Origin of the sequence: Sphingomonas kyeonggiensis (assembly GCF_030812785.1) — a bacterium.
Lineage (GTDB): Bacteria > Pseudomonadota > Alphaproteobacteria > Sphingomonadales > Sphingomonadaceae > Sphingomonas > Sphingomonas kyeonggiensis_B.
On record NZ_JAUSTJ010000002.1, the window covers coordinates 1,337,532 to 1,360,268 of the forward strand.

21 protein-coding genes are annotated in these 22,737 nt (G+C 66.0%); 13 read left to right on the plus strand and 8 right to left on the minus strand.

Annotated elements, in window-relative coordinates; all coding sequences use genetic code 11:
- Positions 1-53 precede the first annotated feature (53 nt).
- From J2W22_RS15965 to J2W22_RS16000, 8 genes are all read left to right on the plus strand, one after another.
- Entirely contained in the window at positions 54-353 is a 300-nt protein-coding gene (locus J2W22_RS15965) for a hypothetical protein (RefSeq protein ID WP_307119222.1), read from the plus strand.
- A gap of 37 nt (positions 354-390) precedes the next feature.
- A complete protein-coding gene (gene cysS / locus J2W22_RS15970) occupies positions 391-1,830 on the plus strand; it encodes a cysteine--tRNA ligase (RefSeq protein WP_307119223.1) in 1,440 nt (479 codons plus the stop codon).
- Between the two features lie 71 nt (positions 1,831-1,901).
- Positions 1,902-2,624 carry a hypothetical protein gene (locus J2W22_RS15975; protein WP_307119224.1) on the plus strand — a complete coding sequence of 241 codons (723 nt, stop codon included), beginning with the start codon at positions 1,902-1,904 and terminating at the stop codon, positions 2,622-2,624.
- 71 nt (positions 2,625-2,695) lie between these two features.
- Positions 2,696-3,631: a D-2-hydroxyacid dehydrogenase gene (locus J2W22_RS15980; protein ID WP_307119225.1), complete on the plus strand. Its 936-nt coding sequence runs from the start codon at positions 2,696-2,698 to the stop codon at positions 3,629-3,631.
- Between the two features lie 181 nt (positions 3,632-3,812).
- Positions 3,813-4,139 carry an ArsR/SmtB family transcription factor gene (locus J2W22_RS15985; protein ID WP_307119226.1) on the plus strand — a complete coding sequence of 109 codons (327 nt, stop codon included), beginning with the start codon at positions 3,813-3,815 and terminating at the stop codon, positions 4,137-4,139.
- 2 nt (positions 4,140-4,141) lie between these two features.
- Entirely contained in the window at positions 4,142-4,597 is a 456-nt protein-coding gene (locus J2W22_RS15990; RefSeq protein ID WP_307119227.1) for an SRPBCC family protein, read from the plus strand.
- A 287-nt stretch (positions 4,598-4,884) separates the two neighbouring features.
- A complete protein-coding gene (locus J2W22_RS15995; RefSeq protein ID WP_307119601.1) occupies positions 4,885-6,258 on the plus strand; it encodes a class II 3-deoxy-7-phosphoheptulonate synthase in 1,374 nt (457 codons plus the stop codon).
- An 87-nt stretch (positions 6,259-6,345) separates the two neighbouring features.
- Positions 6,346-9,108: a PAS domain S-box protein gene (locus J2W22_RS16000; RefSeq protein ID WP_307119228.1), complete on the plus strand. Its 2,763-nt coding sequence runs from the start codon at positions 6,346-6,348 to the stop codon at positions 9,106-9,108.
- A 140-nt stretch (positions 9,109-9,248) separates the two neighbouring features.
- Here the strand turns inward: J2W22_RS16000 and J2W22_RS16005 are convergent, their stop codons facing one another.
- Both J2W22_RS16005 and J2W22_RS16010 read right to left on the minus strand, forming a co-directional pair.
- Positions 9,249-9,680: a DUF488 domain-containing protein gene (locus J2W22_RS16005; RefSeq protein ID WP_307119229.1), complete on the minus strand. Its 432-nt coding sequence runs from the start codon at positions 9,678-9,680 to the stop codon at positions 9,249-9,251.
- Positions 9,677-10,321, minus strand: a complete 645-nt coding sequence (locus J2W22_RS16010; protein WP_307119230.1) for a lysoplasmalogenase family protein — start codon at positions 10,319-10,321, stop codon at positions 9,677-9,679. The genes J2W22_RS16005 and J2W22_RS16010 overlap by 4 nt, the downstream gene beginning before the upstream one ends.
- A 56-nt stretch (positions 10,322-10,377) precedes the next feature.
- Between J2W22_RS16010 and trmFO the strand changes: the two genes are divergently transcribed.
- Positions 10,378-11,727, plus strand: coding sequence for a methylenetetrahydrofolate--tRNA-(uracil(54)-C(5))-methyltransferase (FADH(2)-oxidizing) TrmFO (trmFO, locus tag J2W22_RS16015; RefSeq protein WP_307119231.1), 1,350 nt, complete (start codon positions 10,378-10,380; stop codon positions 11,725-11,727).
- On the opposite strand, the gene J2W22_RS16020 is transcribed toward trmFO, so the two are convergent.
- Complete coding sequence (locus J2W22_RS16020) at positions 11,694-12,200, minus strand: histidine kinase (RefSeq protein ID WP_307119232.1); 507 nt, start codon at positions 12,198-12,200, stop codon at positions 11,694-11,696. The genes trmFO and J2W22_RS16020 overlap by 34 nt on opposite strands.
- A gap of 46 nt (positions 12,201-12,246) precedes the next feature.
- A complete protein-coding gene (locus J2W22_RS16025) occupies positions 12,247-12,906 on the minus strand; it encodes a squalene/phytoene synthase family protein (protein ID WP_307119233.1) in 660 nt (219 codons plus the stop codon).
- A 108-nt stretch (positions 12,907-13,014) separates the two neighbouring features.
- Here J2W22_RS16025 and J2W22_RS16030 point away from each other — a divergent pair, with 108 nt between their 5' ends.
- Genes J2W22_RS16030 through J2W22_RS16040 form a run of 3 tightly spaced genes read left to right on the plus strand, consistent with a single transcriptional unit; the run spans position 13,015 to position 16,366 of the window.
- Positions 13,015-15,036 (plus strand): TadE/TadG family type IV pilus assembly protein, encoded by a 2,022-nt coding sequence (locus J2W22_RS16030; protein ID WP_307119234.1) that lies wholly within the window; start codon positions 13,015-13,017, stop codon positions 15,034-15,036.
- Complete coding sequence (locus J2W22_RS16035) at positions 15,033-15,653, plus strand: TadE family protein (protein WP_307119235.1); 621 nt, start codon at positions 15,033-15,035, stop codon at positions 15,651-15,653. Before J2W22_RS16030 ends, J2W22_RS16035 begins: the two co-directional genes overlap by 4 nt.
- Positions 15,650-16,366, plus strand: coding sequence for a TadE/TadG family type IV pilus assembly protein (locus tag J2W22_RS16040; protein WP_307119236.1), 717 nt, complete (start codon positions 15,650-15,652; stop codon positions 16,364-16,366). The genes J2W22_RS16035 and J2W22_RS16040 overlap by 4 nt, the downstream gene beginning before the upstream one ends.
- A 75-nt stretch (positions 16,367-16,441) precedes the next feature.
- Here the strand turns inward: J2W22_RS16040 and J2W22_RS16045 are convergent, their stop codons facing one another.
- The 3 genes from J2W22_RS16045 to J2W22_RS16055 all read right to left on the minus strand — a co-directional run bounded on the left by J2W22_RS16045 (position 16,442) and on the right by J2W22_RS16055 (position 19,973).
- Positions 16,442-17,854 (minus strand): pyruvate dehydrogenase complex E1 component subunit beta, encoded by a 1,413-nt coding sequence (locus J2W22_RS16045; RefSeq protein ID WP_307119237.1) that lies wholly within the window; start codon positions 17,852-17,854, stop codon positions 16,442-16,444.
- Between the two features lies 1 nt (position 17,855).
- Positions 17,856-18,902 (minus strand): pyruvate dehydrogenase (acetyl-transferring) E1 component subunit alpha, encoded by a 1,047-nt coding sequence (pdhA, locus tag J2W22_RS16050; protein WP_307119238.1) that lies wholly within the window; start codon positions 18,900-18,902, stop codon positions 17,856-17,858.
- Positions 18,903-19,067: 165 nt separating this feature from the next.
- Positions 19,068-19,973, minus strand: a complete 906-nt coding sequence (locus tag J2W22_RS16055) for a LysR family transcriptional regulator (protein WP_307119239.1) — start codon at positions 19,971-19,973, stop codon at positions 19,068-19,070.
- Positions 19,974-20,073: 100 nt separating this feature from the next.
- Here J2W22_RS16055 and J2W22_RS16060 point away from each other — a divergent pair, with 100 nt between their 5' ends.
- Complete coding sequence (locus J2W22_RS16060; protein WP_307119240.1) at positions 20,074-20,949, plus strand: NAD(P)H-binding protein; 876 nt, start codon at positions 20,074-20,076, stop codon at positions 20,947-20,949.
- Here the strand turns inward: J2W22_RS16060 and J2W22_RS16065 are convergent.
- Positions 20,906-22,678: a septum formation initiator family protein gene (locus J2W22_RS16065; RefSeq protein ID WP_307119241.1), complete on the minus strand. Its 1,773-nt coding sequence runs from the start codon at positions 22,676-22,678 to the stop codon at positions 20,906-20,908. The genes J2W22_RS16060 and J2W22_RS16065 overlap by 44 nt on opposite strands.
- Positions 22,679-22,737: the final 59 nt, after the last annotated feature.

Consider the following 22,737-nt stretch of genomic DNA (forward strand, 5'->3'; position numbering starts at 1 on the left):
GTTTCGCCGGACGCGCGTTTTCGCGGGTCGGAACTCCGCGAATGGGAGCGCTTATGACCGATATTGCCGTGACCTCACCCGTCGAGCGCATCGCGCGCGTCATCGTCGCCGAGATGGTGAGCCCGAATGCCGAGGCCTATGAGGGGCCCGACGAGCCGGTGAGCGTGATCGTCGAGCGCATCTGGCGCGCCGAGATCAACCGCGCGGTCGCGATCCTGCATACGCTGCGCGAGCCGACTCGCGGGATGGTCGAGGCCGGGCGTGCAGCGGGCGACGATCCGGCGGAGATCTGGAGCGCGATGGTGCGTGCGGCGCTGGACAGCACGGTCGAGGTGATACCCGAGCCCGCCTGAGGCTTGCAGCGCCCCGCCGAGCCGCTATGCCGCCCGGATGACCGCGCAACTGACACTCTACAATTCGCTGACCCGCAGCCTGGAAGCCTTCCAGCCGCTCGACCCCGAAAAAGGGGTCCGCGTCTATTCGTGCGGACCGACGGTCTACAACTATGCCCATCTCGGCAATCTGCGCGCGTACGTCTTCACTGACACGCTGAGCCGGGTGCTGAGCTGGAAGGGCTATCCCCTCACCCATGTCATCAACATCACCGATGTCGGCCATCTGACCAGCGACGCCGATGCCGGTGACGACAAGATGGAGGCTGCGGCCCGGGCCCAGGCCAAGAGCATCTGGGATATCGCGGCGCACTATACCGCAGCGTTCAAGCAGAACATTGCCGATCTCAACATCCGCCAGCCGACGCGCTGGTCGGTGGCGACCGATCACATCGCCGAGATGATCGACTTCGCCGAGAAGATCGCGCCCGAGCATTGCTACGAGCTCGATTCGGGCCTGTATTTCGACAGCACCACCGTGCCCGATTACGGCAAGCTCGCCGGATCGCAGGACGATGCCCGCGAAGGCCGGATCGAGGCGGTGGAAGGCAAGCGCCATCCGCAGGACTTCGCGATCTGGCGCAAGTCGCCGCCGGGCGAGCAGCGCCAGATGGAATGGGACAGCCCCTGGGGCAAGGGCGCGCCGGGCTGGCACCTCGAATGCTCGGTGATGAGCATCAAATATCTGGGGGCGCCGTTCGACATCCACACCGGCGGCATCGATCACCGCGAGATCCACCACCCGAACGAGATCGCACAGAACCAGGCGTTCTGCGGCTGCTCGGACACGGGCTCGCATTTCTGGATGCACAACAATTTCCTGGTCGATCGCCAGGGCAAGATGTCGAAGTCCAAGGGCGGCTTCACCACGCTCCAGTCGCTGATCGACGCGGGTGTGCATCCCCTCGCCTATCGCCTGCTCTGCCTGCAGGCGCAGTATCGCAGCGAACTGGAATTCTCGGCCGAGAACCTGGCGGCCGCGCTGACCCGGCTCAAGCGGCTGGTGATGACGGTGACGGCGCTCAAGGCGAAGGACGAAGTCGACAACCAGTCGCTGATCGGGGCTGCCTATATCGAGCGCCTTGACCAAGCGGCTTCCGACGATCTCAACACGCCCAAGGTGCTGCCGGTGCTGGACGAGATGCTCGCCGACAAGCGACTGACCGCCTACGAACGTGTTGATCTGCTTCGCCAGTTCGACGCGGTGCTGGGCCTCAGACTGCTGGAGCTCAGTCGCGAGGACCTGCGCGTGCGCCCGGCCGCCGCGACGATCACCGCGCAGGAGATCGAGGACCGGCTGGTCGAGCGCAAGGAAGCGCGGCTGGTGAAGGACTTCCAGCGCTCGGACACGATCCGCGACGAACTCGCCGCCGCCGGCGTCGAGGTGATGGATGGCGATCCGATGGGCTGGGACTGGAAGCCGCTGCTCGGCGGATAATCACGGCCGCCAGGGCGTTGCACTCCGTGCTGCGCCTCTCGGGAAGAGGGGCGACAACGGAGTATCTGCGTATGCTGAAGTCCCTGCCCCTCACCGCCCTGGTCGCCGCGCTGGCGCTGGGTGCCTGCAACCAGGCGCCCAGGACCACCGACAATGCCGTGGTCGATGTCGACAATGCGGTCGCCCCCAATGATGCGACGCTGAACGATGTTCCGGTGGTCGAGGATTCCGACGATGCGACGGCGGTGACGGTCGCCGCGGTGCCCAAGGCGGCCGCCGGCACCAGCGCCGCCGATGCCGCGCCGCTCCACGACGCCGGCACGATCGAGGACGAGATCCGCGCGGGCAGGAACGTCCAGCGCATCCGCTATGGCGAGGGCTGGGCCTGGACCCGCGGCGGCAGGATCGTCCGCACCTCGGACCGCGACGGCAAGGAAGTCGCCTATTTCCGCTCCGGCGAGAGCAAGCCCTTCTTCGTCCAGCGCGGCGAGCGCAGCTATGCTTTCCGCGAGGGCAAGCCCGTCCGCGAGTTCGACGACGACGGCAAGGCCCGCGCGCCCGAGGCGAACCGTATCCGCGAAGCCGACGAAGCAGCAAAGGCGGCGCTTGATCGCCGCGAACAGGCCGAAAAGGCGCGCGACCATGCCCGCGACAACCCGCGCGGGGATCGCGATCGCGGCGATCGTCGTCCGGACGGCTCGCCCTCGCCTACGCCTTCGCCTTCGCCGACCGCTACCTCCGATCATGGCCGCGACCGGGATCGGGATCGCAACCCCGAGCATCACCAGAACTGAACGGATCCCCGGCGAAAGCCGGGGAACCGAATGGGCTTGAACCGCCCTGAACCCGCGCTAGCCTCCCGCCCATGAAGGCCGTGCTCCCCGCCCTTGCCCGCCCGCTCGTGGAGCCGCAGCTCCCCGCCGGGCTCGACGTCCACTGGTTCGCCTCCGCCGACGAAGCCGTCGCGCTCGTCGGCGATGCGGACATCGGCTGGCTCGACAACAACAACCCGCGCGAATGGGCGCGCACCGTCGCCGCGGCGGGCAGGCTGCAATGGCTCTCGACCATCTATGCCGGGCTCGACGCGCTCGACACCGGGTTGCTGCGCGAGCGCGGTACGCGGGTGACCAATGGCTGCGGCGTCAATGCGCACACGGTGGCGGAATATGCGGTGATGGGGGCACTGGTCGCCGCCAAGCGCTTCGACCAGGTCGTCCGCGCCGCCGACCGTCACGAATGGCCGGTCGACGCGCCGGGCAAGCTCGAGCTGTTCGAGAGCAAGGCGCTGGTGATCGGCTATGGCACGATCGGCAGGCTGATCGGCGAGCGGCTGAAGGGCTTCGGCGTGGAGGTGACCGGCGTCACCCGCTCCGGCGCCGAGGGCACGGTTGGGCCGGACGCATGGCGCGCCCTGCTGCCCGAGACCGACTGGGTGTTCCTCGCCGCCCCCTCGACGGACGAAAGCCGCGCGATGATCGGCGCCGAGGAGTTGGCGGCGATGAAGCCCAGTGCCTGGATCGTCAATGTCGGCCGCGGCGAGCTGATCGACCAGGACGCGCTGATCGAGGCCTGCACAAGGCGGCGCATCGCCGGGGCGTTCCTCGACACGGTCACCCCCGAGCCGCTGCCGCCCGAGCATACGCTCTGGACTACCCCGAACGTGATCCACTCGATGCACCTCTCCGGCCGCAGCCAGACCCGCATGTTCCTGCGCGCGGCGGCACTGTTCGTGGAGAACATCAACGCGTTCGTGGAGGGGCGGCCACTGAAGAATGAGGTCGATCTGGCCGCAGGGTACTAGCCCCCTCCTTTGTCACCCCGGCCTTGTGCCGCGGTCCACCGGGAGGCAGGCGCAGGGCTAGGGACTCATGCGACGAAGCGTGAGGCATGGTGGACCCCGACACAAGGCCGGGGTGACGGTTTGTTTTGCAAAAACCTAAGTTTCCCTTGCATCTTGCCGGCAAAGGATATTACTTAGCCTCATGCCTAACCAAATCGACGCCGCCTTCGCTGCGCTTGCCGATCCCACCCGTCGCGCGGTGATCGAGCGGCTGGGCGACGGTCCCGCCAGCGTCAGCGCGCTGGCCGGTGGCTTCAGCATGGCGATGCCCAGCTTCCTCCAGCACATCCGGCTGCTCGAGGGCGCCGGGCTGGTGCGGACCGAGAAGCAGGGCCGCGTGCGTACCTGCACGCTCGAGCCGCTGGCGCTAGCCGCGGTGGAGCAATGGATCGCCGAGCGCCGCCGCGCGACCGAGGCGCGCTACGACCGCCTCGCCAAATTCCTCGACGCCCAAGATCAGGAGAATTGAACATGGCCGAGGCCGTCCACGACAAGTTCGTCATCGATCGCCGCTTCCGGCAGAGCCCTGCCAGGGTCTTCGCCGCCTTCGCCACCGAGGAAGGCAAGGCCCGCTGGTTCTCCGGCCCGAACGAGACCTGGGACATGGTTGACCGGCATTTCGACTTCCGCGTCGGCGGGACCGAGCATCTCGAAGGCAAGTGGAAGAGCGGCACGGTGACCCGCTTCGACTGCTCCTATCACGACATCGTGCCTGACAGCCGCATCGTCTACGCTTATCGGATGAAGCTCAACGGCAAGCCGATCTCGGTGAACCTCTGCTCGATCGAGCTGCTGCCCGATGGCGAAGGCACAAGGCTGCTCCACACCGAGCACGGCATCTATCTCGACGGTTATGAGGATAACGGCTCCCGCCTCCACGGGATCGGCCTGCAATATGACAAGCTGGCCGAGACGCTGCCGGATTAGCGATTTACCCCAGCAGGGAAATTTTTCACTTGCACGATTTTACCCAGCAAGGGTAAGTCGCTCCCATCATGACGACACTAGCAGGCACCAAGATCCGTCGCTTCCGCGAGGAACGCTCCCTCACCCGCGCCGCATTCGGTGCGTGGTTCGACATTCCTGGCTCCACCGTCCAGGGCTGGGAGAAGGACGGCAAGCGCGCGAACGCCAAGGTGATGAACCTGATTGCTGCGCACGGCATCGCCGGTGCCGCCGACTGGAACGTCACCGTGCGCGATGCGGAGAACGACATGCATGCAAGCTGGAGCCCCTCGAGCTGGAAGGCCGCCGAGGCGCGCCAGCTGCCCAATTACCCCGATCAGGGCGCACTCGACGCCGCGACGACCCAGCTGACCTCCTTCCCGCCCCTCGTCTTCGCCGGCGAGGCCCGCGAGCTGACCAGCGAGCTGGCCAAGGTGTCGCGCGGCGAGGCGTTCCTGCTCCAGGGCGGCGACTGCGCCGAGAGTTTCGCCGAGTTCCACCCGAACAACATCCGCGACACCTTCCGCGTGCTGCTCCAGATGGCGGTGGTGCTCACCTTCGCCTCGAAGCTGCCGACGGTGAAGCTTGGCCGCATGGCCGGCCAGTTCGCCAAGCCGCGCTCGGCCGATACCGAGACGATCAACGGCGTCGAGCTGCCCAGCTACCGCGGCGACAATGTCAACGACATCGCCTTCACCCCCGAGGCGCGCATTCCCGATCCGCAGCGCATGCTGCAGGGCTATTCGCAGTCGGCGGCGACGCTCAACCTGCTCCGCGCCTTCGCGCAGGGCGGCTATGCCAACCTGCACCAGGTCCATAAATGGACGCACGACTTCATGGGCCGCAGCCCTTGGGCGAAGAAATACGCGGACGTCGCCGACCGGATCGGCGAGGCGCTCGACTTCATGGCCGCCTGCGGCATCGATGCGGACAGCGTGCCGCAATTGAAGGCGACCAGCTTCTACACCAGCCACGAGGCGCTGCTGCTTCCCTATGAGGAAGCGATGACCCGCCAGGATTCGCTGACCGGCGACTGGTACGACACCTCGGCGCACTTCCTGTGGATCGGAGACCGCACGCGTTTCGAGGGTTCGGCGCATGTCGAGTTCCTGCGCGGCATCGGCAATCCGATCGGCATGAAGTGCGGGCCGAGCCTCGAGCCGGACGCCCTGCTGCGTCTGCTCGACACGCTCAACCCCAGCCGCACGCCGGGCCGGATGACGCTGATCACCCGCTATGGGCACGACAAGATCGAGGCCGGCCTGCCCAAGCTCGTCCGCGCGGTGAAGCGCGAGGGGCATCCGGTGGTGTGGAGCTGCGACCCGATGCACGGAAACGTCATCAAGGCAGCAAATGGCTACAAGACGCGTCCGTTCGACCGCATTCTCGCCGAGGTGCGCGGCTTCTTCGCCGTGCACCGCGCCGAAGGCACCTTTGCGGGCGGCATCCACGCCGAGATGACCGGGCAGAACGTCACCGAATGCACCGGCGGCGCCATCGACATCACCGAGCAGGGGCTGGCCGATCGCTACCACACGCATTGCGACCCGCGCCTTAATGCAGGACAGAGCCTGGAACTCGCATTCCTGCTCGCTGAAATGCTCAACGAGGAAATGGCGGAACGTAGAAAAGCCGCAGCTTGATAAATTATTGCGCAACCATTCCGTAAATTAGCGGATTTACATCGCTGTCAGTATTTCCGATGGGCTTCCCCCGAGAACGGAGATCGGATGGCAACGGTGAGGGAGCGTCTGCCGGAAGACTGGGTTGCGGCGGTGCGTCCGGCGCTGATGTTGTTCGTCGGTGCTCTGGCCGGCTGCATCGCCTGGGCCTATTGGTACCAGTTCACCGGCCATAATCCCCCGCTGGGCCTTGCCATCGGCGTCTCGGTGGGCGGGCTGATGTTGACCAGCACGCGGCTCTGGCCGCTGCTCGCACTGGCGGTGCTGGTCACTTACTGGCTGTTCCAATCCGCCTTCCCGCTGGTCGAGCAGGGCTTCCGCGCGGTGGGGCTGGCGCTTGGCGCGCTGCTCACCGCGACACTGATCCAGCGCCGCGGCATCGACGCGAACGAACTGCTCGATCCGCGTTCGGTCCTATGGATCTTTATAGCCGCGGTGGCCGGATCGCTCGTCGCCGCCGGGATCGTCGCGCTCGGCGGGATCACGGCGGGGCACCCGTTCAGCTTTGTCGACAAGTTCGCCCAGCAAGGGATCGGCATGATCCTGGTGGCGCCGCTGGTGCTCGTCTGGGCGACGCCCCCGCGCGAGCGCTGGTCGCCATTGCGCTGGATTGGCTTCATCGCCGTCATGCTGTTCTGCGGCGCCATCGCCGCTCATGCCTTCCTGACGACCACCGGCAGCCCGATGAGCTGGGCGATCTTCCCGCCGCTGGTGCTCGCCGCGCTCGGCTGGCACCTTCGCGGCGCCACGACCTCGGTAGCGATCAGCGCGGTGATCGTGCTGTGGAGCACCGAGATCGACACCGGCCCCTTCTCCACTGCGGAGGCGGTGCATCGCCAGCTCCTGGCGCAGATCTTCGTCGCCGTGACCTGCGTGACGATATTCCTGCTCGCCGCCTATGCCGATGAACGCCATGCGGAAGACAAGCTAAGCCTCGCCGCACGCCGTCTCGAGATGGCGCGGCGCAACCTGACCAACATGGCACGCGATGCGACATCGGCCGTGGCGATCCTCGATCGGGACCTCCACTTCGTCGCCGCGTCGAAGCGCTTCCTCACGGATTTCCGCCTGCCCGAGGATGTTTCGGTGGAAGGGCGCAGCCATTTCGAGGTCTTCCCGGTCTGCGCGCCCGAGCGCCGTGACCAATATGCCCGCGTGCTGGCGGGCGAGGCGCTTTCGGGCAACGCCGATGCCCTGCGCCATCCGGACGGCACCGTCGACTATGTCCGCTGGAGTTTCCGCCCCTGGCGCGACGAGGACGACCAGGTCGCCGGCGTGGTGATCACCAGCGAATTCGTCACTGCCGAGATGGAAGACCGGCGCAGGCTCGAGGAAGCCGAGCGCCGCTATCGCGCGGTGTTCGAGCAGGCCGGCGTCGGCGTCGGCCGCCTGTCCACCGACGGCGTGTTCCTCGAGGTGAACGACCGGATCTGCGAGCTGACCGGCTATCCGCGCGAGGCGCTGATCGGGGCGAGCTGCCGGATGATCAGCTCTCCGGAAGAATGGCAGTCGAGCCTCGACGGGATCCAGGCGCTCGCGAGCGGCGAAGTCCCCTTCTATTCCGACGATCGCATCATCGTACTGCCCGATGGCAGCCGGCGCCCGGTGCATTGCACCGCCAATCTCGTCCGTTCGGGCGACGGCACGGGGGATTATCTCGCGATTGTCATCCTCGACATCTCGCGGCGCGTCGATGCACAGCGCGCGATGGAGGAGAGCGAGAAGCTTCTTCGCCTGGCCCAGGAAGCTGCGGGCGTCGGCGTCTGGGAGATCAACCTGATCCGTGGCGGCTCGCGCCATTCGCCGCAGAGCGCGCGCCTGTTCGGCCTCGAATGGCACGAAGGCGAATATCGCATGGCCGATGTCGCCGACCGGCTCGGCGTCGATCAGGTCATCGAGCTGCGCAAGGCGATCGTGCATGCCCGGAAGACCCAAGGGCCGCTCGACATGACGCTGCAGCTTACCATGCCCGACGGCGAGAGCCGCTGGGTGACGCTGCAGGGCCGCTATGACCCGCATGACGGCCAGCCGCGCCTGCTTGGGCTGGTGATCGATATCACCCGCGACATGGAAGCCGACGCCCAGCTGCGCGAGGTGCACGAGAAGCTGCTCCGCCTAGCCCGGCTGAACGCCATGGGTGCGATGGCCTCGACCCTGGCGCACGAGCTCAACCAGCCGCTTGCCGCGATCACCAATTATCTCGAAGCCTGCCGCTACCTCACCCGCTCGCGCGGCGATCCCGATCACGACATCCTCGACGCACTCGATCGCGCCCGGGTTCAGGCGTTGCGGGCCGGGGATATCATCCGCAAGATCCGCTCCTTCACGGTGAGCGGCGAGATCACCCAGGTGAACCTCGATCTCAACGCGGTCATCAAATCGGCCTGCACCGCGGTACGCCAGCTCAAGGGATCGCGCGAGGCCAAGATCGAATGCGAGTTCGATTTCCTTCCCGCCAATCTGATCGGAGACACGCTCCAGATCGAGCAGGTGCTGACCAACCTGATCCGCAACGGCGTGGAGGCCACTGCCGGGCGCGAGCGGCGCGAAGTGACGGTGACCACGCGAATCGAGCCTGAGGAAGTGGTGGTCAGCATCGCCGATACCGGTCCGGGCTTGAGCGAGGCGATGCTCGACAATCTCTTCGAGCCGTTCCGCACCACCAAGGAGAGCGGCACCGGGCTCGGGCTGCCGATCTGCCGGACCATCGTCGAGGCGCATGGCGGGCGGCTCTGGGCGGAAAATGGCCCCGACGGCGGTGCGATCTTCAGCTTCGCGCTGCCGATCGTGCGGGCCGGCGAGACGGTCTGACCGATCACGCAACAATCTGAAACACCACAGCAAGACCTGACCGCCAGAGCGTTCTGGGCCGGCGCCTTGCCCCTCTGTGTCGCCGGCCCCCCAAACCTACGGGGCGGCCGAATTCCTTATTCCGGCCGCCCCGGCCTTTATCAGGGGTAGAGGTCCACCACTTCGGCACCCTCGCCTTCCGCGGCGAGCAGCAGCGTGCGGTGGCAATGTTCGGGATTGCGCTCGAAGCACAGCAGCGCGCTCGGCTTCTCTTCCGCCAGCGCGCGCATCTGCGCCGCCTCGGCCTGGGCCTCGGGCAGATGGAGCTGCCCGTCATAGACGGCGCGCAGCGTCTTCACGTCGCCCTTCTTGGCGGCATCGCGCCCCAGCTTGGGCGTGCCGAGATTCTTCAGCAGCACATAATCGATCCCCGCCTCCTTAAGGCTGGCGGCGAGGATGTTCTTGGAAAAGCCCGGGCGCCGAGACAGCGGCACCGCGCGCACGTCGATCACGCGCTCCACCCCGGCCTTGCGCAGCGCCGCGATGAACTCGTCCATCGTCGTCGCCTCATAGCCGATGGTGAAGATCTTCATGCCGCCGCCTTTTCTCCGCGAAGCGCATGGACCGCGCCCCAGGCGATCAACGCCTGACCGATGAAATAGGTCGGCCACACCAGCAGCTGCGCGATCTGCGGCGCGATCATGCGCCCCTCGCGCAGGAAGATCAGCCAGTCGGAGACGAAGAACAGCAGCGCGCCGGCGGCGACCAGTGTGCCCAGCCGGCTGAGCATCGCCGATGCGGTCATCAGCGAGAGGCCGAACACGTAGAAGGCGAGCAGCTCGACCTGATAGCCGCCCTTGAACACCCACCAGGCGAGCAGCGCCACGCCCATCGCGACCGGCGGCGCGATCCACTGCGCGGCGGGGACGCGCTTGTTGCGCAGATAGAGATAGCTGGCGAGGAAATGCCCCGCGAGGAAGGCAAGCCCGCCCGCCGCCATGCCCTGCAGCTCGAGCAGCACGTCGCCCAGCGCGCCGAGCGCCAGCACCGCGCCGATCATCCGCCCGTCGCCATTCACCGCCTTGTTGCGCGCCCAGAGCGCGAGCAGGCCGACGCCCGCCCCCTTCCACACCACAGCGGCAGTGCCGCCCGCCTCGAGCCAGTAATTGGCGAAATAGCTGGCGCCGGCGATCAGCGCGGCGGTGAAGAGCGGTTCGGTACGGAGACGGTCCATTTCCCCTTGATGCCGCGTGACTGGCGCAATGCCAAGCATCGCTCTATCGGGGGCGCATGCACGACATTCATATCATCGGCGGCGGCCTGGCCGGCTCAGAAGCCGCGTGGCAGCTCGCGAACAAGGGTTTCAAGGTCCGCCTCTCCGAAATGCGCGGCAGCGGCACCATGACGCCGGCGCACCAGACCGAGGGGCTGGCCGAGCTGGTCTGCTCGAACAGCTTCCGCTCGGACGACGCTCAGAACAATGCCGTCGGCCTGCTCCACCAGGAGATGCGCGACCTCGGCTCGCTGATCATGGCCCAGGGCGACCTGCACAAGGTGCCCGCCGGCTCGGCGCTGGCGGTGGATCGCGACCGTTTCTCCGACGGGGTGACCGCGGCGCTGATGGCGCATCCCAACATCGAGATCGTCCGCGAGCGGGTGGACAGGCTGCCCGAGAGCGGACTCACCATCGTCGCCACCGGCCCGCTGACCGCGCCAGGCCTGGCCGAAAGCATCGGCACCGCCACCGGCAAGGACCAGCTCGCCTTCTTCGACGCGATCGCCCCGATCGTGCACCGCGAGAGCATCGACATGGACGTCGCCTGGTTCCAGTCGCGCTGGAACAAGGTCGGCCCCGGCGGCACGGGCAAGGATTACATCAACTGCCCGATGACCAAGGAGCAATATTACGCCTTCCACGCCGCATTGCTCGCCGGCGAGAAGACCGAGTTCCGCGAATGGGAAGACGTTCCGTACTTCGAAGGGTGCATGCCGATCGAAGTGATGGCGGAGCGCGGGGTCGAGACGCTCCGCTTCGGGCCGATGAAGGGCGTCGGCCTCGACGATCCGAAGACCGGGCGCTGGCCCTATGCCGTGGTCCAGCTGCGCCAGGACAACGCCTCGGCGACCTTGTGGAACATGGTCGGCTTCCAGACCAAGCTCAAATATGCCGAGCAAGTCGCTCTTTTCCGGACGATTCCTGGGCTGGAGAATGCCGAGTTCGCGCGGCTGGGCGGTTTGCACCGCAACACCTTCATCAAGTCGCCCGAACTACTCGACGCTCAACTTCGGCTCCGCAACGCTCCACATATCCGTTTCGCCGGGCAGATCACCGGCTGCGAGGGTTATGTCGAAAGCTCGGCCATCGGCCTCCTGGCAGGCCGCTTCGCCGCGGCCGAGCTGGCGGGCGAGACGCTGTCGTCCCCGCCCCGCGAAATGGCCCTGGGGGCGCTACTTTCGCACATAACCGGGGAGGCAGAGGCCGAGACCTATCAGCCGATGAACGTCAATTTCGGCCTGTTCCCGCCGATCCCGGGCAAGACCAAGAAAGCCGATCGCAAGCTGATGTACACCGATCGCGCCCGCAAGGCGAAGCAGGGCTGGATGGCTCAGTCCTCGCTGTCGTCGGCCGACGCTTCCTGAGCCGTTGCCGGCGCCTTCGCCGCAGTCGCGGCGGGGGCGCAGGCACAGCGCGGCTTGGCCGGCTTGCGCTTGACCGCGGTGGTGGCGAACTCGGCGCGGCTGAGCGTGCCCGACTTGTCCTTGTCGGCACCGGCAAAGCGTTCCACCGCCTTCACCGACCATTCCTCGAAGCCCAGCTTGCCGTCATGATCGGTATCGAGCCGGGCGAACAGCTTGCGGCGCAGCGCGAAGAATTCCTCCTTGGCGATGCTGTCGTTCTTGTCCTTGTCGATCCGGTCGAAGCGCTTCTGCTCGCGCGTCTTCGCGGCAGCGCTGGGCGGCTCGGCGGGAAGATCCTGCTCCGTTTCGGACGCAACTCCCGCCGCGGGGGCCGCAGGCAGCCTGGTTTCGGTGCTCGCGGCGCCGCGGAACAGGAATAATCCGGCAACGACCAGCAGCAGAGTCGCTCCCGCACCCACCAGATAGCGCCACATTCGCCCCTCTCCCCCTTGCATGGGCGAGGCTAACCCGGCCGCGCGGTCAGCGTCCAGTGAGGCGGTGCCAGAGCAGCCGCCCGACCCGGGAGGGCGCACCGGCCGCCTTGGGCGCCTCGGCAAGGTCGAGCCGCGCGCGATGGGCGAGCGCCCCCAATGCGCGTGCTGGCCTGCTCCAGCGCATCCCGGCCGCGCCCTCCAGCAGCGGGCGCGCGAGATCGCGGGCGATCACCCGCTCCTCCTCGGCTTCCAGATTGCCCGCTAGGTCGGCCAGCGCCCAGCCCTGCCCGGCAAGGGCGAGCGGGTCGCCCTTGCTGCCGAGCAGCGCGCCGGCGGCGGTGAACAGCTGCCCCCGCCCCTCGCCGAAGCGGCGCATGGCATCGGCGTCGAGCCGCTCTTCTTCGATCAGCACTTCCCAGCCATGGACGATCGGCACCAGTGCGGCACCCGTGATGCCGTGGCGCAGCACCTCGGCCTCCAGCGCCTTGAGCACCGGTTCGGCAGGCGCCGGCGCATGATCGAGCTTCTCCAGCGCTTCGCGCCACCACGCCAGCCGCATCTGGCCGAGCGCCGGCTCGCGCGTGGTCCGCAACAGCTTGGCCAGCGCATCGTCGAGCGCCAGCAGCGCCACCAGCCCGGGCCGGCGGTCGGCGCGCGCATAGGTGAGGACGAGATCTCGTTCCGGATCCTCCACGAGCCCCGTCACGCCGCGAGTCCCAACAGTCTTAAGGCCGGCGTTAACCATCCGGATTTATACGTATTTAGCGACAATGGATCCAAAGAACCTCGTTGAACGGGGATTAGGGGCCCTTCTATGATCGAAGGACGGGGGAATACAGCGTCGGCGCGCGCCTTTCTGGGTGCGCTCGGGGGCGATACGCGCGCCAACACGCTGGCCATCATGGCGATAGCGCTGATCCCCCTTGCGGGCATGGTGGGCGGCGGCGTCGACATCAGCCGCATGTACATCGTCAAGACGCGTCTGCAACATGCATGCGACGCCGCGGCGCTCGCGGGCCGCAAGACGATGGGCGGCGGCACCTGGGGCGACACGCCGCGCCAGACGGCCGAGAAGTATTTCGACGCCAATTACGACAAGAATGCCTATGGCATCGATCCGGCGACCGTGGCGAAGACCTTCACCGAGAAGGCAGGCAAGGTCTCCGGCACCGCCTCCGCGACCGTGCCCATGACGCTGATGCGCATCTTCGGCAAAACCAATGAGCAGCTCTCGGTCGCCTGCGACGCCGAAATGCGCCTGCCGAACACCGACGTGATGTTCGTCCTCGATACCACCGGCTCGATGAATTACTGCCCGAACGGCGATTCGAGCTGCAACGGCAATTCCAATTCGCGCATCGCGGCGCTTCGCAAGGCAGTGAAGTGCTTCTACCAGATCGTCGCGCGGACCGACATTCCCGACGTCGATTGCGACGGCGACGAGCCCAGCGGCGGCACCGGCGATCAGGTGCAGATCCGCTTCGGCTTCGTGCCCTATTCGACCAACGTCAACGTCGGCAAGCTGCTGCCCAACGACTATATCGCCGACAAATGGTTCTATCAGACGCGCCAGGCCAATATGGCGGTGCCGCCCCAGAGCACGACCACCTATTGGGAAAGCTATGGCGGCGGCTCGATCAGCCAGGCCAATTGCCTGAAGTTCATGGGCAATACGAGCTTCGGCAGCTTCACGCCCTCCCCCACCACCTCCGGCGGCCCGCCGCCGACGGCTACCGTTGCGACGAGCTTCCCCAGCGACGGCTTCGCGAACGATGGCGGCAACAGTGGCGAATGGGGATGGAACGGCGCGCCCGATACCCAGGGCAGCGACAAGAGCTGCCGGCGCAAGCGCACCGACACGACGACCTTCTATCAGGAGAAGTTCGCCAGCTGGACCTACAACAGCATCGAAGTGGATGTCAGCGGGCTCAAGGCCGGCGGCAGCAACTGGAACAGCTCCTTCACCGCGCTCGTCGGCGACACGACGCCCGGTAACGACGTCACCCCGGCCACCATCACCTGGTCGGGCTGCATCGAGGAGCGCGCCACCGACAAGACCACCGATTACGATCCGATCCCGTCCGAGGCGACGGACCTCGACATCGATATGGTGCCGACCAATGACGAAACGCGCTGGAAGCCCGCGCTCCCCCGCCTGATCTTCACGCGCAGGTCCGGGAACGGCGTGAACTACAACGCCACCAGCTGGCCCAGCAGCGGCTGGGACCCCACCAGCGGGTGGAATGCCGATCCGGCACCGAACACGACCGCCGACTACAACAACAACGCGACCTTCTATTGCCCGACCGAGGCGCGGAAGCTGCAGACCTGGACCGACGCGACTGTCTTCCAGAACTATGTCAACTCGCTCACCCCCAACGGCAACACCTATCACGATATCGGCATGATCTGGGGGGCGCGGTTCATGTCGCCCACCGGCATCTTCAAGACCGAGAATGCCTATACTCCCAAGGGTGGCGAGATCGAGCGGCACATGATCTTCATGACCGACGGCGATACCAACGCGCAGACCTATGACTATGCCGCTTATGGCCTGCCCTTCTTCGATAGCCGCCAGACCGACGAGAGTCCGACCAAGGCGCAGCTCGACGAGCAGGTGAACCTGCGGTTCCTGGCGATCTGCGACTGGGTGAAGAAGAAGAACATCACCCTGTGGGTGATCAACTTCGGCGAGGGTCAGAGCCAGGACACCAAGGATCGCCTGAAGAAATGCGCGACTTCGGAGCGCTTCTTCGACGCGACCGATGCGGCTGCGCTGCAGAAGACCTTCAAGTCGATCGCCGACCAGATTTCGCAGCTGAGGCTGACCAAGTGACCCGCCGGGCGCTGCGCCGCCTCGCCCGCGACGATCGCGGCGCGACGATCGTCGAATTCGCGATCGTCTCGCCGGTGATGGCCATGCTGCTGCTCGGCGCCTTCGACATCGCGCACACGCTCTACATGCGCGCGGTGCTGCAGGGCGTGGTGCAAAAGGTCGGGCGCGATGCGACGCTGGAAAGCGGGCTCGCCGCCAATACCCAGAGCGGCCTCGATGCCAAGGTGTCGCAGCAGGCCAAGCTGCTGGCGAACAACGCCACGGTGGCGATCACGCGGAAGTGGTACCGCACCTTCGCCAACGCCGCCGCGGCGAAGTTCGAGCCGTTCACCGATACCAATGGCAACGGCACCTGCGACGGCCCGGTGGGCGGCACTCCGGGCGAGCCCTATGAGGACAATAACGGCAACCAGAAATGGGATTCCACCGGCGGCAACGAGGGCCAGGGCGGCGCCAAGGACGCCGTGGTCTACACCGTGACCGTCAGCTATCCGCGCTTCTTCCCGATCTACCGGATCATCGGCGGGTCGAACACCACCACGGTGAGCGCGTCGACGATATTGCGCAACCAGCCCTATGGCGACCAGGGGGCCCCGACCGTGAGGAACTGCCCGTGACGCGCGCCCGACGCTATCTGCCCCGGTTGATCGACCGCCTGCGCCGGAACGAGAGCGGCGTGGCGCTGCTCGAATTCTCCTTCTCGCTGCCCATCGTGCTCACGCTCAGCCTCGCCGGTGCGGAGCTGACCAACTATGTGATCACCAAGATGCGGATCGGCCAGATCGCGCTGCACCTGGCCGACAACGCTGCGCGCATCGGCTCCGGCAGCCAGCTCCAGGCCAAGACGATCTCGGAGGCCGACATCAGCGACCTGCTGGTCGGCGCCGACCTGCAATCGGGCGAGCTCAAGCTGCTCACCAACGGCCGCGTGATCCTCTCGAGCGTCGAGCCGGACCCTACCAATTCGGGCAAGTCGCGGATCCGCTGGCAGCGCTGCAAGGGTGCGAAGACAGCACTCAATTCGACCTATGGCGCACAGGGTGACAAGAATCTGGCTGGTATCGGCCCCACCAATCGCCAGGTGGCGGCGCCGGACAGCGGCGTCACCATGTTCGTCCAGGTGCGCTACCAATATACCCCGCTGATCCAGACCTCGCTGTCGCCGAGCACCGAGTTCAACGAGGTCGCCTCGATGATGGTCCGCGACCGGCGTGACACCAGCGACGACAGCGCGCTCGGCAACACCAACGCGAAGCACCCCAGGGGAATCTACCGGGTGACCGGCGTCACGCCTTCGCTATGCCCCGGACAGCAGGAACTGGAGACCTAAGCGTCTCCCTGGCCGGCAAAAGAAAAAGGCCGGGGTCTCCCCCGGCCTTTTCCGTGTTCGGTATCCGGCCGAAGATCAGGCCTTGTAGGTGACCTTCTTCACCGCTGCTACCACCTTGTCCGCGGTGATCAGCGCCAGCTTCTCGAGGTTCGCCGCATAAGGCAGCGGAACGTCCTCATTGGTCACGCGCAGCACCGGCGCGTCGAGATCATCGAAGCCCTGCTCCATCACAACCGCCGCGATCTCCGACGCGATCGAGCAGGTCGGCCAGCCTTCCTCGACCACGACCAGGCGGTTGGTCTTCTTCAGGCTCTCCAGTACGGTAGCCGTGTCGAGCGGGCGCAGCGTGCGCAGATCGACCACCTCGGCATCCACGCCCTCGGCAGCCAGCTTGTCGGCTGCTTCGAGCGCCACGCCCACGCCGATCGAGTAGCTGACGATCGTGACGTCCTTGCCCTCGCGGACGATGCGCGCCTTGCCGATCGGCAGGACATAATCGTCGAGCTTGGGGATCTCGAAGTGACGACCGTACATCAGCTCGTTCTCGAGGAACACGACCGGGTCTTCCGAGCGGATCGCCGCCTTGAGCAGGCCCTTGGCGTCCTGCGCATCATAGGGTGCGATCACGATCAGGCCGGGAACGCTGGCGTACCACGGGCCATAGTTCTGCGAGTGCTGCGCACCGACGCGCGAAGCCGCGCCGTTGGGGCCGCGGAACACGATCGGGCAGCGCATCTGGCCGCCGGACATGTAGTTGGTCTTGGCCGCCGAGTTCACGATGTGGTCGATCGCCTGCATCGCGAAGTTGAAGGTCATGAACTCGACGATCGGCTTGAGGCCGCCCATCGCCGCGCCCGAGCCGAGGCCGGCAAAGCCATACTCGGTGATCGGCGTGTCGATCACGCGCTTCGGGCCGAACTCCTCGAGCAGGCCCTGGGTCACCTTGTAGGCGCCCTGATACTCGGCAACTTCCTCGCCCATCACGAAGACGCGCGGATCCTTGCGCATCTCCTCGGCCATCGCGTCGCGCAGCGCCTCGCGGACGGTCACCTTGACCATCTCGGTGCCCTCGGGGATCGCGGGATCCTTGACCGTGGCGGCCTTCTCGCTGGCGAGCTGCTTGGTGCCACTGTCGGCCTTCTTCGGACCACCGTCCTCGCCGGCAGCCGGCTCGGCCGCAGCGGGAGCAGGTGTCGGTGCCGGAGCCGCGGCAGGTGCCGGGGCCGGAGCCGCGGTGGCATCCTCACCCTCACCCGCGATCGTCGCGATCACAGTGCCGACCTTCACATTATCGGTACCCTCGGCGACCAGGATCTTCGAGATCGTGCCCTCGTCGACCGCCTCGAACTCCATCGTCGCCTTGTCGGTCTCGATCTCAGCCAGGATGTCGCCCGACTTGACCGTGTCGCCTTCCTTGACGAGCCACTTGGCGAGCGTGCCCTCTTCCATGGTGGGCGAGAGCGCCGGCATCTTCAGTTCGATCGCCATCTCAGTAGGACTCCACCAGCACGTCGGTATACAGTTCGGAAGGATCGGGTTCGGGGGTCTGCTCGGCGAAGTCGGCGGACTCGTTCACGATCTTGCGGATCTCGGCCTCGATCGCCTTCAGATCTGCCTCGGAGACCTTCATCTCCTCAAGCTCGCGCTTGACCTGCTCGATCGGATCCGACTTGTCGCGGACCGACTGGACTTCCTCGCGCGAACGATACTTTGCCGGGTCGGACATCGAGTGGCCACGGTAGCGATAGGTCTTCATCTCGAGGATGATCGGACCCTTGCCCGAGCGGACCCAGGCCAGCGCCTCCTCTGCGGCACCGCGGCAGGCGAGCACGTCCATGCCGTCCACCTGGATGCCGGGGATGCGGAAGCTCTCGCCGCGCTTGTAGAGCTGGTCTTCGGCCGACGATCGGTTGACCGAGGTGCCCATGGCATACTGGTTGTTCTCGATCACATAGATGATCGGGAGCTTCCACAGCTCGGCCATGTTGAAGCTCTCATACACCTGGCCCTGGTTCGCGGCGCCGTCGCCGAAATAGGCCATGGCGACGCCGCCATCCTCGTTATACTTGTGGGCGAAGGCGAGACCCGTGCCGAGCGCGACCTGCGCGCCGACGATGCCGTGGCCGCCGTAGAACTTCTTCTCGGTCGAGAACATGTGCATCGAGCCGCCCTTGCCGCGGCTGATGCCAGCAGCGCGACCGGTCAGCTCGGCCATGATCACCTTGGGATCGATGCCATAGGCGAGCATGTGGCCATGGTCGCGATAGCCGGTGATCACCGAGTCCTTCTCGCCGTCGAGCGCGGACTGCAGGCCGACCGCAACGGCTTCCTGGCCGATATACAGGTGGCAGAAGCCGCCGATGAAGCCGAGGCCATAGAGCTGGCCGGCCTTCTCCTCGAAGCGGCGGATCAGCAGCATCTGCTTGTAGAATTCGAGCAGCTGCTCCTTGGAAGCCTCATACCGCTTCGGCTCGTCGGGCCGCTCGCGGTTGGTCTTTGCGGGTTCAGTCGTTTTGCGTGCCGGTGCTTTGGCCACAGGAAATCCTCGTCCGGGGAGGGGGAAGGCGGGTGCCTATAAGCGCGTTTTCGCCCGCCGCGCAACTAACGCGGGAATGCGCGTGCCGTTCACGTGCCGCTACGGCAATTGCAGTCTCTGCAACCAGAAATGCGGTTTCCGCACGTTGCATTGCAACAAACGCAATCAGACCGGGCGTGCGAGCAATCCCGTGCAGAAATCGAGGAAAGCCCGCACCTTGGCAGGCACGTGGCGGCCCGACGGATAGAGCGCGTGCAGGGGGAAGCGCTCGTCGGGCCAATCGGGAAACAACTCGACCAGCGCACCGCTGGCGAGGAGCGGCGCCACCCCGATCGCGAGCGTCTGCGCGACCCCGGCACCGGCGACGCAGGCGGCGATCATCGTGGCGCCGTCGGCGGTGATCAGCCCCCTGCCCGCCGCGACTTCGACCAATTCGCCGCCGCGGCGGAACTCCCAGTCGAAGGGACGCCCCGTGCGCGGGTCGTTGAAGTGGATGCAGCGATGCGCCGCAAGCTCCCCGGGATGGCCAAGCCGGCCATGGCGCGCGATCCAGGCCGGCGCGGCGACGGTCAGCACGCGAGTCTCGGCGAGCGTGCGCGTCACCAGCGAGCGGGATTCGGGCGGCCCGAAGCGAATCGCCACGTCGATCCCCTCGCGCACCAGGTCGTCGGGCCGGCCCCGTGCGAGCAGTTCGAGTTCAAGTTCGGGATGCGCGTCGAGGAATTCGGGCAGGCGCGGCGCGAGCACGGTGCTGGCGAAATGGGAATCGACATCGGCGCGCAACCGCCCCGTGATCCGGCGCGTGCTGCCGCCAAGCGCCTCGGCCGCCTCGGCGATCCCGTCGAGCAGCGGCGCGACCGAGGCGTGGAACCGGGCACCGGCCTCGGTCAGCCGGAGCGACCGGGTGGTCCGATCGAACAGCCGCGCCCCGACCCGTGTCTCGAGCCGGCCGATCGCCCGCGACACCGCCGAGTCGGTCAGTCCCAGCATGGGGGCGGCACCAGTGAAGCTCCCCGCCTCCACCACCGCCACCAGCACGCGGACGCCTGCGAGCAATCGATCGTCGAACACTGCGGAACCCCTGCATTGCCGTCATGAATGATCTGACAGATCGGCGTTACAGTCAAAGAGCGCCCGCGCCTATCTCGCTCGCGAGACAAGGAGATCGACAATGTACGCAATGACGGGACTGACCGGACAGGTGGGCGGCGCGCTCGCCGAAGCGCTGATGGCAGAGGATGTGGAACTGCGCGCCCTGGTACGCGATCCTGCGCGCGCGACGCGCTGGCAAGGGAAGGTCGAACTGGTGACGGGCGAGATCGCTGATGTCGCCGCGCTCACCCAGACGATGCGCGGTGTCGAGGCCGTGTTCGTGATGCTGCCCCCGGCCTTCGATCCGCGCCCGGGCTTCCCCGATGCCCGCGCGATGATCGAGTCGGTGCGAGAGGCGCTGCTGGCAGCTAGGCCGGCGCGCGTCGTGGCGCTGTCCACGATCGGTGCCCGGGCGGTGCAACCGAACCTGCTCAACCAGCTCGGCCTGTTCGAGGACGCGCTGCGCGACCTGCCGATGCCCGTCACCTTCCTGCGCGCCGCCTGGTTCATGGAGAATGCCGCCTGGGACGTGGCGCCGGCACGCGAGGGACGGATCACCTCCTTCCTGCAGCCGGTCAGCCACGCGATCCCGATGGTCTCGGCGGGCGATGTCGGGCGCGCCGCGGCGTCGCTGATGCGACAGAACTGGCGCGGCCTGCGCATGGTCGAGCTCGAAGGGCCGGCCCCGGTCTCGCCCGAGGCGATCGCCGGCACCTTCGCGGCGCTGATCGGCCACCCGGTCGATGTGCAGCCGGTACCCCGCGACAGCTGGGAGACGCTGTTCCGCGATCAGGGCATGGCCAATCCCCTGCCCCGCATCCAGATGCTCGACGGGTTCAACCAGGGCTGGATCGCGTTCGGCGATCCTTCGGCGGAAAGGATGAAGGGGGCGACGACGCTCGCCCAGGCACTTAGCGCCCTGTTGGCGCGGGACCGTGCTTCTGCAGCGGAATGACCACTTCGTCCGGGCGGACGACGTTGAGCTGCTTGCGCGCCAGCTCGTCCGCCAGGTCGGGATCGACGCCGCGCTTCTGGTCGAGCAGGTCGACGCGGTTCTTCAGCGCCGCGCGCTGCTTGTCGAGCGCGGCATAATCGGACTGCTTCTGCTGGTACTCGGCCTTGATCAGCTTGGTCTGCATCACACCGGTGGGCCCGAGCACGGCATTATAGGCGAAAAAGCCGATGGCGATCAGCGTCACCGCGGGCAGCCCGGCCCGGCGCAAAAGGGTCTGGAAGGGAGAAGCAGTACGCGATCGCATATGGTGTTTTTCGCTTAACCACGCCTCGCGCGCAAGGCCCGTATTGGTGCGGAGGGGCCTGGGAGGGCTGCGTCGCGCGCGCATCCGTGAAAGGATTGCGCTGGGATCATAGGTTCGCATGGAAACGATATCGGCACGCCCCGCGGCATCGGCGTAGGCTATCGGGCCTTCCCTGATGAATTGACCGCTGTCGACCTCGTCATCGTCGGCCAGGACGACGATGTCGATTCCCTTCTCGCGCGCAGCCTTGTCGCTTGCGATGTGCCAGCCAAACAGCCCCAGTTCCGTCCAGCCGCTCGCGCCGCTCGCAACGACGATCACCGCGTTGCACTGAGAAGCAATAAAATCCAATTCCCTTCCGAGGACATTATCATTCTTGCCCAGCCGAGGGTTGGCCATGCCTCGCGCCTGCCCGAACACGACGTCGAAACCGTCGCTGAGGAGCAGGTCGCCGATCCTTGTGCAGAGTGCAGCGCCTGGTACAGGCGGATCCAACGCCGGCGGGCCACAAAGCAGGATGGTAAACGGCCTCTGCTCGGCGGCTTCGATCAACGATTTTCTGTGGGCGTCCATACGCGAGCCGATCCCGCGCTGGCGGCGTTGCGTTCTTTCGGCTGGATCCCTGCCCAGGCTGACTGGATCTTGAAGCACCGGCGAAAGACTATCCGACAAAGCATCCTTAACCGCATCGAGGATGACCTTGTAGATCTCGCTATCGCGGCTCGATGGCTTGCTGATCCGGATATGCGTCGAATCGATCGGGATTGGGACTACGCTCGATAGTCCCGGATCGGAACTTGACGGCGACACAATGGTAACGCCACCAGTGCGCTGCGCCTCCACCAGAACCAGATGCTTAGCCGCCTCCGGAGCATTTGAGCGATACCATTGATTCAAATCTCGAAGCGTCGTGGAATCTGCGTCCAGTTCCCGAACAAGTTTGGTGTAGCGAAGCCCAGCTTGTACGAGACCAGGAAGCGATCTTTGAGCCCGAGACCCAGCATGCGGGGTGCCGAGAAATATCACCAACCTTATGTTGTTGAGTAATATTCTATATTTCTCGTTCACTGACTGATGGTCGCTAAGGTGCCGAATCAATGCTTTAATGATATTCCCGCCAAGACTGTGGCCAACCAAGGCCAGCGGCATATCAAGCATGCCTTCCGACGCCAGCTGCGCAGCAATATTTGCAGCCCGATCCGCGATCGGCATTCCAGCCGAAAACCAATGACTTGGGGATGCATCATATTGCACCGTCGTCACTCGCGTGCCGGGGGCATCTTCAAGAAGCCAATCGGGCCAAAAGACCCCGCCCCGGCCGAAGCTCGTCCAAGTCTTGGTATAGTGGCCGTTCAAGCCATGAAAAAAGATGATGCGGAGACGCTCTTCGCCACTGCCGCCTTCCGAATTATGCAAAGTCGACATTTGCTTGTGGGCCGCTCCGGCAAGATAACGTGGCTGGCCGGCTAGCAAGTGCGATGGCC

Bases quoted from the DNA above. Each gene is read 5' to 3' on its own strand.
- J2W22_RS16030 (WP_307119234.1), top strand. From the start codon at position 13,015: ATGATCGAAGGACGGGGGAATACAGCGTCGGCGCGCGCCTTTCTGGGT.
- trmFO (WP_307119231.1), top strand. From the start codon at position 10,378: ATGCACGACATTCATATCATCGGCGGCGGCCTGGCCGGCTCAGAAGCC.
- J2W22_RS15975 (WP_307119224.1), top strand. From the start codon at position 1,902: ATGCTGAAGTCCCTGCCCCTCACCGCCCTGGTCGCCGCGCTGGCGCTG.
- J2W22_RS15985 (WP_307119226.1), top strand. From the start codon at position 3,813: ATGCCTAACCAAATCGACGCCGCCTTCGCTGCGCTTGCCGATCCCACC.
- cysS (WP_307119223.1), top strand. From the start codon at position 391: ATGACCGCGCAACTGACACTCTACAATTCGCTGACCCGCAGCCTGGAA.
- J2W22_RS16005 (WP_307119229.1), bottom strand. From the start codon at position 9,680: ATGAAGATCTTCACCATCGGCTATGAGGCGACGACGATGGACGAGTTC.
- J2W22_RS16060 (WP_307119240.1), top strand. From the start codon at position 20,074: ATGTACGCAATGACGGGACTGACCGGACAGGTGGGCGGCGCGCTCGCC.
- J2W22_RS15965 (WP_307119222.1), top strand. From the start codon at position 54: ATGACCGATATTGCCGTGACCTCACCCGTCGAGCGCATCGCGCGCGTC.
- J2W22_RS16020 (WP_307119232.1), bottom strand. From the start codon at position 12,200: ATGTGGCGCTATCTGGTGGGTGCGGGAGCGACTCTGCTGCTGGTCGTT.
- J2W22_RS15980 (WP_307119225.1), top strand. From the start codon at position 2,696: ATGAAGGCCGTGCTCCCCGCCCTTGCCCGCCCGCTCGTGGAGCCGCAG.
- J2W22_RS16000 (WP_307119228.1), top strand. From the start codon at position 6,346: ATGGCAACGGTGAGGGAGCGTCTGCCGGAAGACTGGGTTGCGGCGGTG.
- J2W22_RS16045 (WP_307119237.1), bottom strand. From the start codon at position 17,854: ATGGCGATCGAACTGAAGATGCCGGCGCTCTCGCCCACCATGGAAGAG.
- J2W22_RS16065 (WP_307119241.1), bottom strand. From the start codon at position 22,678: ATGTCGACTTTGCATAATTCGGAAGGCGGCAGTGGCGAAGAGCGTCTC.
- J2W22_RS16010 (WP_307119230.1), bottom strand. From the start codon at position 10,321: ATGGACCGTCTCCGTACCGAACCGCTCTTCACCGCCGCGCTGATCGCC.
- J2W22_RS15990 (WP_307119227.1), top strand. From the start codon at position 4,142: ATGGCCGAGGCCGTCCACGACAAGTTCGTCATCGATCGCCGCTTCCGG.
- J2W22_RS15995 (WP_307119601.1), top strand. From the start codon at position 4,885: ATGCATGCAAGCTGGAGCCCCTCGAGCTGGAAGGCCGCCGAGGCGCGC.